General features: G+C 72.3%; 9 protein-coding genes. 4 read left to right on the forward strand and 5 right to left on the reverse strand.

From position 1 onward, the window contains the following. Nucleotides 1-291: 291 nt before the first annotated feature. Complete coding sequence (locus AC5K6T_RS01250) at nucleotides 292-2,034, forward strand: GMC oxidoreductase (RefSeq protein WP_493207272.1); 1,743 nt, start codon at nucleotides 292-294, stop codon at nucleotides 2,032-2,034. A gap of 217 nt (nucleotides 2,035-2,251) precedes the next feature. Here AC5K6T_RS01250 and AC5K6T_RS01255 read toward each other — a convergent pair whose 3' ends face one another. The 4 genes from AC5K6T_RS01255 to AC5K6T_RS01270 form a co-directional block, all read right to left on the reverse strand. Continuing rightward, entirely contained in the window at nucleotides 2,252-3,325 is a 1,074-nt protein-coding gene (locus AC5K6T_RS01255; protein ID WP_493204865.1) for an LAETG motif-containing sortase-dependent surface protein, read from the reverse strand. A 425-nt stretch (nucleotides 3,326-3,750) separates the two neighbouring features. Beyond that, nucleotides 3,751-4,164, reverse strand: coding sequence for a chorismate mutase (locus AC5K6T_RS01260; protein ID WP_493204866.1), 414 nt, complete (start codon nucleotides 4,162-4,164; stop codon nucleotides 3,751-3,753). Between the two features lie 517 nt (nucleotides 4,165-4,681). After that, complete coding sequence (locus AC5K6T_RS01265) at nucleotides 4,682-5,566, reverse strand: IS982 family transposase (RefSeq protein WP_493204867.1); 885 nt, start codon at nucleotides 5,564-5,566, stop codon at nucleotides 4,682-4,684. A gap of 123 nt (nucleotides 5,567-5,689) precedes the next feature. Continuing rightward, nucleotides 5,690-7,276 (reverse strand): IS1182 family transposase, encoded by a 1,587-nt coding sequence (locus AC5K6T_RS01270; RefSeq protein WP_493204868.1) that lies wholly within the window; start codon nucleotides 7,274-7,276, stop codon nucleotides 5,690-5,692. A gap of 630 nt (nucleotides 7,277-7,906) precedes the next feature. Between AC5K6T_RS01270 and guaA the strand changes: the two genes are divergently transcribed. Continuing rightward, nucleotides 7,907-9,487 (forward strand): glutamine-hydrolyzing GMP synthase, encoded by a 1,581-nt coding sequence (gene guaA, locus AC5K6T_RS01275; RefSeq protein ID WP_493204869.1) that lies wholly within the window; start codon nucleotides 7,907-7,909, stop codon nucleotides 9,485-9,487. Between the two features lie 295 nt (nucleotides 9,488-9,782). Here guaA and AC5K6T_RS01280 read toward each other — a convergent pair whose 3' ends face one another. Beyond that, the gene (locus AC5K6T_RS01280) at nucleotides 9,783-10,409 is read right to left on the reverse strand and encodes a hypothetical protein (protein ID WP_493204870.1); all 627 of its coding nucleotides are present in this window, start codon (nucleotides 10,407-10,409) and stop codon (nucleotides 9,783-9,785) included. Between the two features lie 234 nt (nucleotides 10,410-10,643). On the opposite strand from AC5K6T_RS01280, the gene AC5K6T_RS01285 reads away from it, so the two are divergent. Both AC5K6T_RS01285 and AC5K6T_RS01290 read left to right on the forward strand, forming a co-directional pair. Beyond that, nucleotides 10,644-11,447, forward strand: coding sequence for a class II aldolase/adducin family protein (locus AC5K6T_RS01285; protein ID WP_493204871.1), 804 nt, complete (start codon nucleotides 10,644-10,646; stop codon nucleotides 11,445-11,447). Nucleotides 11,448-11,620: 173 nt separating this feature from the next. Beyond that, nucleotides 11,621-12,136 carry a DoxX family protein gene (locus AC5K6T_RS01290; RefSeq protein WP_493204872.1) on the forward strand — a complete coding sequence of 172 codons (516 nt, stop codon included), beginning with the start codon at nucleotides 11,621-11,623 and terminating at the stop codon, nucleotides 12,134-12,136. Nucleotides 12,137-12,174 lie beyond the last annotated feature (38 nt).

Raw genomic sequence — 12,174 nt, forward strand, 5'->3', positions numbered from 1 at the left:
ACCCACGACCGCGATCACGGCGACGGCCGCGGCCTCGACGACGGCCGAGGCGACGTGACCGGCCCCGGCCCCGGCCATGACCACGGCGACGACCACGGCGACGACCACAGCGCCGGCCGCGGCCATGACGCCAGCCATGACGGTGACCGGGCGAGCGACGACGCCGACCGCGCAAGCGACGACGCAAGCGACAGCGCGAACGACGGCGCAAGCGACGGCGCAAGCGACTACGCGAACGACGGCGCGAACGACGGCGCGAACGACTACGCCTACGACTACGACGTCGTCGTCGTGGGCTCCGGCTTCGGCGGCTCCGTCACGGCGCTCCGTCTGACGGAGAAGGGCTACAAGGTCGGCGTGCTGGAGGCCGGCCGCCGCTGGACCCGTGACTCGCTGCCCAAGAACTCCTGGGACATCAGGAACTACCTGTGGGCTCCCCAGTTCGGCCTGTACGGCATCCAGCGCATCCACCTGCTCGGCAACGTGATGGTGCTCGCGGGGGCGGGCGTGGGCGGCGGCTCGCTCAACTACGCCAACACCCTCTACGTGCCGCCGAAGCAGTTCTTCGACGACCCCCAGTGGCGCGGCATCACCGACTGGCAGGAGGAGTTGACGCCGTACTACGACCAGGCCCGGCGGATGCTCGGGGTACGGCTCAACCCGACCATGACGCCGTCGGACGTCCACCTGAAGGCGGCCGCGCAGCGGATGGGCGTCGGCGACACCTTCCACATGGCCCCGGTCGGGGTGTTCTTCGGCGACGGCCATGACGCCGACGGCACGGTACGGGCCGAGGCGGGCCGGCAGGCCCCCGACCCCTACTTCGGCGGCGCGGGGCCCGCCCGCAGGGCCTGCATCGAGTGCGGCGAGTGCATGACGGGCTGCCGGCACGGCGCGAAGAACACCCTCAACGAGAACTACCTCCACCTCGCCGAGAAGGCCGGTGCCGCCGTGCACCCCATGACCACGGTCGTGGCGGTCACCGAGGACTCCCGGGGCGGCTTCGCGGTCACCACCATGCCGACCGACAACCGCCGCAAGGGCCGGGGCCGCATCTTCACCGCCCGCCGGGTCGTCCTGGCCGCCGGCACCTACGGCACCCAGACCCTGCTGCACCGGATGAAGGCCGACGGCCGGCTGCCGTACCTGTCGGACCGGCTGGGCGAACTCACCCGCACCAACTCCGAGGCGCTGGTGGGCGCCCAGACCACCGACCGCCGCTACCGCAAGGCCACCGGCAGGCAGCGGGCCGACTTCACGCGCGGCGTCGCCATCACGTCCTCGATCCACCCCGACGCCGACACCCACATCGAGCCCGTCCGCTACGGCAAGGGCTCCAACTCGATGGGCGGCCTGTCCATCCTCCAGGTCCCGTACGCGGAGAACTCCTCCCGGGTGCTGGGCTGGCTCGCGAACGCCGCCCGGCACCCCGTGCTGGTGCTGCGCTCGCTGTCCAACCGGCGTTGGTCGGAGCGGTCCATCATCGGCCTGGTGATGCAGTCGCTGGACAACTCCCTGACGACGTACCTGAAGCCGGACGGCGTCGGCAAGGGTCTGCTGACCGCCCGCCAGGGCCACGGCGCCCCCAACCCCAAGCAGATCCGCGCCGCCCAGGACGGCGCGAACGCCATCGCCGCCGAGATCAACGGCTTCGCCGGGTCCAACGTCGGTGAGCTGATGGGCACCCCGCTGACCGCGCACTTCCTCGGCGGCTGCCCCATCGGCGCCTCCCGCGAGACCGGGGTGCTGGACCCCTACCACCGGCTGTACGGGCACCCCGGCATCTCCGTCGTGGACGGCTCGGCGGTCTCCGCGAACCTGGGCGTGAACCCCTCGCTGACCATCACGGCCCAGGCCGAGCGGGCGATGTCGTTCTGGCCGAACAAGGGCGAGGCGGACCCGCGGCCCGAGCAGGGTGCGGCCTACGCCCGTGTCCAGCCGGTCGAGCCCAAGTCCCCCGCGGTGCCGGCCGAGGCGTTCGGCGCGCTGCGGCTGCCGTTCCTCGGCATGCCCGCGGTGCCGCCGAAACAGTAGGCCCCGCCGGCCTCGGCGGTGCCCGCCGGAGGTGCCCCGCCGGTGGTGGCGGCCGGCTGTGGTGGCGCCCGGTGGTGGCCGGTGGGTGCCGCTCGGCTGGGTGGCGGCCGCCGTGAGACAGCCGTAGGGACCTGCGCCCCCCTCCGAGCGCAGGTCCCCACGGCTGTCTCACGGTGACGTGCGGCCGTCGTTCCCCGGGCCGCGCGTCACGCCCGGGTCAGCTGCCGGCACCGCCCTTGCGGCGGCGTACCGCGAACACCGCCCCGGCACCCGCCACGACGGCGACACCGCCGACGAGGCCGATGACGGGCAGCGCCGAACTGGAGCCGGTTCGGGCGAGGTTGCCGGCGCCCGCGGAGGAGCCGGTGCCGCCCTGCGGCTTCTTGTCCGAGTCGCTAGGGGTGGCCGTACCCGGGTCGGGGTTGGCGGAACCGGGCTTGAGTACCTCGAAGTCGTACTGGGCCCAGCCCTCGGCGATGCAGTCCCGGTCGCCGACCCGGTCGAGGTACGCGCCGGACCCGAACGAGTACGCGTCACCGGGCCGGGCCTCCGCGCCGACGGTCAGGCGCAGTTGGACCGACTTGGCGGCGTGTGCCTCCAGCGTGGTGCCGAGGAAGTCGTCGCCCGCCCAGTCGCCGTCGCCGATCCGGGTCCAGGCGTCGCCGTCCTTGAACTCCAGCTGGACGTGCGGGCTGAGGAACTCCGACTCCTCCAGCTCGTAGTTCTCCACCTCCGCGTACAGGTGGACGTTCTCCAGGGCGGTGCCGGAGTCGTTGCGCACCGTCAGCCGGAAGCTGTGCGGGCCGTCCCCCGCGACGATCCTGCCGGGCAGACCCTCGATGGCCGCGGACACCTTGGTGGTGTGGCCGGAGTCGACCTCCTCGCAGAACGGGTAGTCCGTCTCGGACGGCTCCGCGGTCGGCTCGGGCTCGCCGGTCGCCGAGGGCGAGGTGGAGGACGTCGGAGTGCCGGTCGGGGTGCCGGTCGAGGTGCCGGTCGGGGTGCCCGAGCCCGCGTCCGTCGGGCTCTCCGTGTCGCCCGGCGTCTCCGCCGCCGTCTCGGCCCCGGTCTCCGTGGCCGCGCCGGTCGGCACGCCGGTGCCGGTCGGGGTGCCGGTGCCGTCCGTGCTGGACCCGGACGGATCGGACGCCGAGGCACTCACGGCGCTCTCGGCGCTCTCGGCGCTCGCGGGGCCGGCCGGGTCGGCCGCGGCGACGGTGGCCGACAGCAGGGCGAGCGGTGCGACGACGGCGGTCGCGGCGGCCGCCACGAGGGCACGGCTGAGCTTCATGCAGACCTCAAGATCGCGGGTGGGCTTTGTCGTTGCCCGGTTGGATCAGTGAGGCCGGTGAATGGTTGTCCCCGCATGCGCAGGGTTCTGCTGTGAGGTGAGTCACCTGTGGAGGGGCGGGGGCGGGGCGGGGAAGGGGGACGGTCCCCGCCGGCCGGCCCCGGGCGTCCCCGGAGCCGGCCGTTCTCTTGGGTGACCGGGCTGCTGTCCCCTGCCGTCCGGTCACGACCCTGGGGCGAGGTCCCACGACGCACGGCACGTTCCGTACGTCTCATCGCCCCAGCGAGCCACGCGTGGTTCTCTCGGGCCCGCGCCTGGCTGGCACGGACATCCGGAGCAACGAAGCGGTTCGTCCGCCGGTCACGCGCCGTACGGGTGAGACGGGGCTCGAACTCAGATCCGGCCGGGCGCGTGTCCGGTCCGGCTCAGACGCGTCCCCGGCACAGCTCCAGCAGGGTCATGGCGAGCGGCGTACCGGGCCGGCCCAGGGCCTCGCCGTACCGGCCGAGGATCTCCATCTCGCGGGAGAGGTTCACCCGGCGGCCGCCGGAGGTGATCCGCGCCTCCTGGATGACGGCCGACACGGCCATCCGTTCCTGGATCAGGCCGATGATCCGGTCGTCGAGCGCGTCGATGCGCTCTCTGGCACCGCCGATCACCTCGGCCGCCTCGACGGTACGGGCGCCGGTCCGCTCGGCGGGAGGCCCGGCGGGGGCGGATGCGGCTGGGGCGCCCGTGGCGGGCGTGGTCGTGGCGGGGGTGGTCGTGGCGCGGGTGGTCGTGGCGGGGGTGGTCGTGGCAGGGGTGGCAGTCGTGGGGGTGGTCGTCGTGGTGGTCATGTCGGGGCTCCTCGGCCGGATGGGGCAGGAGGCCCCGGGACGCCAGGACCCGGGGGAAACGGCAGGCGCCCCGGGCCTTGTCGGCCCGGGGCGCCTGGGAAGTCGCTTGGCGTCAGCTCAAGCAGCACGACCATGGCAGCCGGAGGGCCGGTTGCCATAGGTAAAGCGGAAGGTCGTCTGGGTGAGCATGCGGCCAGTATGCCGGGCCGCGCCGGCCGGACCAACCCGGCCCGCATCCTGAGACGGTCCGGGAGGGGCCGAGGCGGTCCGGGCCCGGCCGGGCCCGGGGCGCTTCCGCCGGGGACGGCCCACCGAAGGCCGCCCGGTCGGCCGGACGGGGACCCGCGGTCACGGCACGGTCCGCCCGTCCCGCCCTGCGGGCCGGAGCATGCTGGGCGGGGCCGGTCCGGCCGGGCTCGGGCCGGCTCGCCGGGGCTGACCCACCGGGGGCCGGATCGAGCGAGGCCGGATCGAGCGGGCCGTGCCCCACCGCGCTAGATGAATGAGTCCGATGTCTTCAGTGGTCGTAGGCGATCAGTGATCGTTTGACTGGGGCGCCGGTGGTCCAGTTGTGCCAGATGCCGGCGGCGAGGGCGAGGAGTCGTTGTCCGGTGCGGGCGAAGACTCCGGCCGGGGTTCTGCCACCGTGGTGTTCGAGGCTGAGCTGGCCCTTGAGGGTGTCGATGACGGCTTCGATCCACTGCCGGACCCGGGCGATCTTGCCGTGCCGGACCGGCTCGTCCTTCCGGTCGGGCCGCACGAGGTGGGCTCCGAGGCGCTCGCTGACGAAGGTTTCGAACTCCTTCCCGGCGAAGCCCTTGTCGGCGAGGATCACCTGGCCCTGGCGGACGAGGTGGTGGTCGCGTTCCAGCAGCGCCGCCATCACCTCGCGTTCGCCGATCTTCGGGTTGGCCAGGCACCAGGTGACGGGCATGCCCTCGGCGGTGGTGACCAGGTAGAGGCGCAGGCCCCAGAAGAAACGGGAGTGGCTGCGGCAGTATCCGTAGCTGCCGTGCCCGGCCAGGGCGGAGCGTTTGACGGTCTCGCGGGAGGCCGCGCAGGGCAGCGGGGTGGAGTCGATCAGCCGCAGGTCGTCGTGCCAGGTCGGGACCTGCCGGGCCAGTGCCTCGATCACCTGGCTGATCAGCGGACCTGCGGCGTTCAGGCGCTTGTTGTAGGCGGACTGCTGGGGCAGATAGCGGAACAGGTGCCCCAGCCGGGCGTGGGCGAAGCGGATCCAGTGCCGGGCCGAGGGGAAACCGAGCAGGACCTGGGCGACGGCCAGGCACAGCAGTTCGGCGTCCGTCAGTTTCGGAGGTCGCCCGATCCGGCGACAAGGCGCCACGTGGTCGTCGATGAACACGTACAGTGCCGCAAGAAGGGCGTCCAGGTTTGTCTTCACACACTGACCAACGGGCGCCCTTCGCCATGGTCGCGACCAGCACGGACATCGGACTCATTCATCTAGAAGGCTGCTGAAAATCTTGTTGGGGCTGTCCGGCCTGAGGCCGGATGGCCCCTTTCCCTATGCGGTGGCGGGGGTGAGGTGCCAGGTAGTGCTGGTCCGGGTGAGTCCGAGGTTGATCAGTCGGCGGAGGTTGAGGGCGGCGGCGCGGTGGTGGAGCCAGATGTTGTTGGCGATCACGCCGCGGTGGGGGACTCTGCGGTTGCCTTTGCCGACGAGCCAGGCGATGGCGCGTTCGACGGGGGGCCGCCATCGGCGGTATTCGTCCTGCCAGGCGGGGTCGGTGGCGGCCTGGTGGCGGGCGGCGGCCAGCAGTTCGTGCTGGGGGTGGACGTTCACGGTGCGTCCGGTCTTGGAGGTGGTGCAGCGTTCCCGCAGGGGGCAGTCGGCGCAGAGGCGTTTGAACTGGGCGGTGCGGGCGCCGTCTGCTTTGACCTGCCCGAGGTTGGCGGTGTGTCCGGCCGGGCAGGTCGCGGTGCCGGCGGCCAGGTCGAGGCGGAAGTCGTCGATGGTGAAGCCGCCGGGGACGGCCGTCCGGATCGGCGGCGGTTTGATCACCAGGGTGTGGCCCTGGCCTTGAAGGCGCTCGCGCAGTTCGCCGGTGCCGTAGGCGGAATCGCCGAGCACGGTTAACTCCGTGCCCTCTTCTTCGTCGGCCAGCAGGTCGGCGGCGATGGCGGCCTCGTGGTTGCCGGGCCCGTAGCCGCCGGTCAGGGCGACGGCGGTGAACAGTGCGGTCTCCGGCTCGAAGGAGACATGTCCTTTGAAGCCGTCCTGGTGGCGGGTGCGGTTCTTGTGGATGTGCCGGGCGTCGGGGTCGACGGTGGACACCGTCCGGTCGGGTGCTGTGCGCTTGGCGATGCGCCAGCGGCCGTCGCGGCCGTCGGAGTCCTTGGCGGGTTCCACGTCCTGTCCGGCGACCAGGGCCAGCAGGCCGACGGCGTCCGCCGCCTTCTCGCCCAGGTTCTGCTCGGGCAGGTGTCCGAGCAGGTTGAGGGCGTCGGTGACCAGCGCGTCGACCAGCGCGGCGCGGGCCGTCTCGTCGTCCCAGGCGATCCTCGGTTTGCCCGGGTTGGTGTAGTCGTGGGCCGTGCACCACCGGCCGGCCGTCTCCTGGCCGCCGGGAACCTCTCGGATCACCCGCCGGATCGCGGAAATGATCTGGGTGACGGTGTCCTGGGTGGCCACCGCGTCATCGAGGACGGTGGAGTCCAGCGCCCGCCGCTGCTTGCCCTTGAGCACCCCGGTCGCGGCCACGACCTCCTTGACCTTGGTGAAGATCCGCGTCGGATCGGCCGAGTTGCGCAGGCGGCGCCGGAAGTACGTCAACAACGACGGATCGAACGCGGTGTCGTGCAGGCCGAGCCCGCAAGCGGCCTTCCACCGCAGGTCACACCGCAATTCCTGAACGACCTCGAAGTCCGACAGCCCGTGCAGGCTCTGCAGCACCACGGTCGCGGCCAGGACCTGTGGCGGCAGACTCGGACGGCCGTTGGACGAGGGATACATGTCCGCGAACATCTCCGCCGGGAACAGCACCTCGCGGTGCTCGGCCAGGAACGCGAACACACTCCCCGCCGGGATCAGCTCCCGGCACGTCTCCCACACATCCGGCCCGACCGGCTCCCCGGCCCATTCCCCCTGCATGCCTACAAGACTGGCCCCGACTCCACCGAGCCGGGGCCAGAACACCAGATTTTCAGCAGCCTTCTAGCCGGCCTCACCGGGCTCACCGGCCTCACCGGCCTCACCGGCCCCAGCGGACTCACCGGGCTCGTGCTGCCCAGTGGGATCAGCGGGCCCATCACGCCCCACCGGGCTGACTGATCTCAAAGGATCCATCAGACCCATGTGCCTCATGTGTGCCTCATCGGCCTCATCGGCCTCATCGAGCTCACTGGCTTCACAGGCCCCTCACCGACCTCATTCGCGCCCACTGGGCTCACACGTCCACCGGCCTCACCGGGCTCATCGCACCCCACCGGGCTCACAGGCCCCAGCGAGCCCGCCGGGCCCGCCAAGCCCCCACCAAGCCCCATCGGGCCCCACCGGGCTCACCGGCCCCGGGCTCAGCGGGCTCGTGCGGGTCCGGCCGTTCGGGGCGATTCGTGCCGGGCGGCGTCCCGGAAGGGGCGGTCGGCGGGGCCGGGCGGGGGCGCCGGGCCCGCGCGCGGGAGCGGCCCTGCCGCACGCCGGCGGAAGCGGCCGGAGCGGGGGCGCCGCACCTCGGTAGAATTGGCCAGCACAGAGACCCGCCCCATCCGCCGGAAGGCCCCCGTGTCATCAGCGACTCCGCCTGCCGCCGCCACCGACACCGTCCTGGTCGTCGACTTCGGCGCGCAGTACGCCCAGCTCATCGCCCGTCGAGTCCGCGAGGCGCGGGTCTACAGCGAGATCGTGCCGAGCACCATGCCGGTCGAGGAGATCCTCGCCAGGAACCCGGCGGCGATCATCCTGTCCGGCGGCCCCTCGTCCGTGTACGAGGAGGGCGCCCCGCGCCTCGACCGCGCGCTCTTCGAGGCCGGTGTCCCGGTCTTCGGCATGTGCTACGGCTTCCAGCTCATGGCCCAGACCCTGGGCGGCACCGTCGACAACACCGGCGCCCGCGAGTACGGCCGTACCGATCTGCACGTCTCCCGGACCGCCTCCACCCTCTTCGAGGGCACCCCGGGTGAGCAGTACGTGTGGATGTCCCACGGCGACGCCTGCTCCGCCGCCCCCGAGGGCTTCACCGTCACGGCCTCGACGGACGTCGTCCCGGTCGCCGCGTTCGAGAACGACGAGAAGAAGCTCTACGGGGTCCAGTACCACCCCGAGGTCATGCACTCCACGCACGGCCAGCAGGTGCTGGAGCACTTCCTCTACCGGGGCGCCGGTCTGCAGCCGACCTGGACCACCGACAACGTCATCGACGAGCAGGTCACCGCGATCCGCGAGCTCGTCGGGGACCGGCGCGCCATCTGCGGCCTGTCCGGCGGCGTCGACTCCGCCGTGGCCGCCGCCCTTGTGCAGCGCGCCATCGGCTCCCAGCTGACCTGCGTCTACGTCGACCACGGCCTCATGCGCAAGGGCGAGACCGAGCAGGTCGAGAAGGACTTCGTGGCCGCGACCGGCGTGCAGCTGAAGGTCGTGGACGCCGAGGAGCGCTTCCTGAAGGCGCTGGCCGGGGTGTCCGACCCGGAGGAGAAGCGGAAGGTCATCGGGCGCGAGTTCATCCGCGTCTTCGAGCAGGCCCAGGCCGAGATCATCGCCGACGAGGGCCCGGCGGTGGAGTTCCTCGTCCAGGGCACCCTCTACCCGGACGTCGTCGAGTCCGGCGGCGGCACCGGCACCGCGAACATCAAGTCGCACCACAACGTCGGCGGCCTCCCCGAGGACCTCGAGTTTAAGCTCGTCGAGCCGCTGCGCCAGCTGTTCAAGGACGAGGTCCGCATGGTCGGCCAGGAGCTCGGCCTGCCGGAGGAGATCGTCCAGCGGCAGCCCTTCCCGGGGCCGGGCCTCGGCATCCGCATCGTCGGCGAGGTCACCAAGGACCGCCTGGACCTGCTCCGCGAGGCCGACGCCATCGCCCGCGAGGAGCTGACCACGGCCGGCCTCGACCGCGAGATCTGGCAGTGCCCGGTCGTGCTGCTGGCGGACGTCCGCAGCGTCGGCGTCCAGGGCGACGGCCGCACCTACGGCCACCCCGTCGTGCTGCGTCCGGTGTCCAGCGAGGACGCCATGACCGCCGACTGGTCCCGGCTGCCCTACGACGTGCTCGCCCGGATCTCGACCCGCATCACCAACGAGGTCCGCGACGTCAACCGTGTCGTCCTCGACGTCACCAGCAAGCCCCCGGGCACCATCGAGTGGGAGTGACCCTCCCGCGGGAGTAGCCCGCACGCTCGCTTCGGCCCGCGCCGGCCGGGCGCAGGCCGGGAAGCCCGACAAGCACGCTCCCGCTCTCCGGACCCGGCGGGCTGCAGGAGGCGGAACCGCTCACGCGGTTCCGCCTCTTCTGTTTCCGCGTTCTGTTTCCGCGTTCTGCTTTCGCGTTCTGCTTTCGCGCCCAGGCGCAAGGGTCCTCACCGACGGGCCCCGGCCCGCGCTCCGGGACCGGGCCGCGGCGTCCGGGGCATGCGCACCGGACGCCCGAGCGCCCGCGGTCCGCCCGCTACGCGCCGTGGGGGACAGGGCGGACGTACCGCTCCCGCCCGGACTCGTCCCGCACCGGCGCGCATCCCGCGGCCGCGAGCCGCCCGGCCAGCTTCGCCCGCTTGGCCGCGTTGAGGCGCAGCGAGCCGAGCAGGAAGAGGGGCAGCAGCACGGCGACCGGCAGCAGCACCGCCCACTTCCCGGTCACCGCCGCCAGCAGCACGAACAGCAGCGGAGACGCCCAGGACATGGTCAGCAGCTGCTTGCGGTTCGCGGCCGAGCCCAGCGCGTCGAAACGTATGAGCGCGGCGAGCAGGTCCACCCCGGCCTGCGCCTCGGGCAACGGGGTGAGCGTGCCGTGCCGCATGCCGGGGACCTCGCCGCCCGCGCCCGCCTGCGGGAACGCCGCCGCGTTGGCCGCCGCGAGCCGCCCGGCCCGGTCGTCCGTGTCGCGCACCAGGTAGACGTACAGGGTCTTGTCCTTGCCCTCGACGCGCGCGTCGGCGTACCGGAAGCCGTACGCCTCCGCCACGTACGCGAGTGACGCCACCGTCTGCGTCTTCGCGTACGGATGGTCGAGCCGGACGACGTCCTGGGACGCGACCTGTCTCATGACGGCGGTGATGTGCTGCTCGGCGAGGTTCACGGCGGGGGCTCCTGGCTCCGGACGGCCGGCTCCCCCCCGGCGCACGGCGGGGAGCGGCTCTGAAGAACTGATTCGGATGTCCGGACACCGGAACCGCCCCGATGGTTGCAGTCGCGTCTGCCGCGCTTTTGTTACGTGCGTCATCCCGGGGCATCATCTTCGTCGATCACCCTGTCCTCCCCTGCGAACCGGGGGTAGCTTCCGCCTCGTACAGTGACTTTCTCTGGAGGCCCGATGCACGGGACGCCCCGGCCGACGCCGCCCCCCGCCCTCCCCACCGGCCGGCTGCGGTTCGCCATGCCGCCCATGCACGAGTCGGTCGAGGACGAACGCCGCCACCGCAAGGAACGCCTCGCCGGCGCGCTGCGGGTCTTCGGGCGGTTCGGCTTCGAGGACGGCGTCTCCGGCCACATCACCGCCCGGGACCCCGAGCACAGCGACTGCTTCTGGGTGAACCCGTTCGGCATCCCCTTCCCGCACGTCACCGTCAGCGATCTGGTGCTGGCCAACTCCGACGGGCAGGTCGTCGAGGGGCGCTACCACGTCAACCAGGCCGCCTTCACCGTCCACGCCCAGGTGCACGCCGCCCGCCCGGACGTCGTCGCCGTCGCCCACTGCCACTCCGTCCACGGCCGCGCCCTGGCCGCCCTCGGTGAACTCCTCGACCCCCTCACCCAGGAGAGCTGCGCCTTCTACGAGGACCACGCCCTCTACGACTCCTACACCGGCGTCACCGTCGACGCCGAGGAAGGCCGCCGCATCGCCGCCGCGCTCGGCTCCGGCAAGGCGCTCGTGCTGCGCAACCACGGCCTGCTCACCGTCGGCGACTCGGTCGACGCGGCCGCCTGGTGGTTCATCTCCATGGAGCGCTCCGCTCAGGTGCAGCTCACCGCCCGGGCCGCCGGACGCCCTGTCCTGATCGACCACCGCATGGCCGTCGCCACCCGCGAGCAGCTCGGCGGCGACCTGGTGGGCTGGATCAACTATCAGCCCCTGTGGCGGGACATCAGCCGGAGCGAGCCCGACCTGCTGAGCTGAGATCCGGCGAGTCCGATTCGAGCCCGCCGCCCTCCGGTGGTGATCATCGAGGCCCTGTTGCCCGGTAGGCTCCCGTCCCCGGGTACACCTGTTCTGTTTCTGTGCGACACCCTCCTCTGCTCCGTATCGTCGGACGTGGAGCCCACCTTCGTGCGTGAGAGGCGGCCGAGGCGATGACTCACCGATTTCCCCGTGACACGTACACTCCCCAGGCCGGTGGCGGTCACGGCTGGCGCGACACCGCCACGCGCTACGCCCTCCTCCCTCTGCGTCTCTTTCTCGGCGTCACCTTCGTCTACGCCGGCCTGGACAAGCTCACCGACAGCGCCTTCCTGCAGGACTCCGGCGCCGGCTCCATCGGCGACACGATGCGCGTCGTGCGGGACTCCGCCGCCATCCCGGCCCTGGTCGACCTCGCCCTGAAGAGCCCCGTCGGCTTCGGCTACGCCATCGCCTTCGGCGAGCTGGCCGTCGGACTCGGCACCCTGCTCGGCCTCCTGGCCCGGGTCGCCGCGCTCGGGGGTGCGCTGATCTCCCTCAGCCTGTGGCTGACGGTCAGCTGGAACTCCGACCCCTACTACTACGGCAACGATCTGCCCTACCTGATCTGCTGGCTGCCGCTCGTCCTGGCCGGGGCGCCCTACCTCTCACTCGACGCGATGCGCCGGTCCCGGCGCCGCCGTACCTAGCCGGCCCCCGGGCGGGGTGGTCCGGGGCCCGCCCGGTC

Source organism: Streptomyces sp. B8-7, from assembly GCF_058833805.1.

Coding starts and splice junctions, on each gene's coding strand:
- AC5K6T_RS01270 (WP_493204868.1), bottom strand. CDS start 7,276: ATGCAGGGGGAATGGGCCGGGGAGCCGGTCGGGCCGGATGTGTGGGAG.
- AC5K6T_RS01260 (WP_493204866.1), bottom strand. CDS start 4,164: ATGACCACCACGACGACCACCCCCACGACTGCCACCCCTGCCACGACC.
- AC5K6T_RS01290 (WP_493204872.1), top strand. CDS start 11,621: ATGACTCACCGATTTCCCCGTGACACGTACACTCCCCAGGCCGGTGGC.
- AC5K6T_RS01255 (WP_493204865.1), bottom strand. CDS start 3,325: ATGAAGCTCAGCCGTGCCCTCGTGGCGGCCGCCGCGACCGCCGTCGTC.
- AC5K6T_RS01285 (WP_493204871.1), top strand. CDS start 10,644: ATGCACGGGACGCCCCGGCCGACGCCGCCCCCCGCCCTCCCCACCGGC.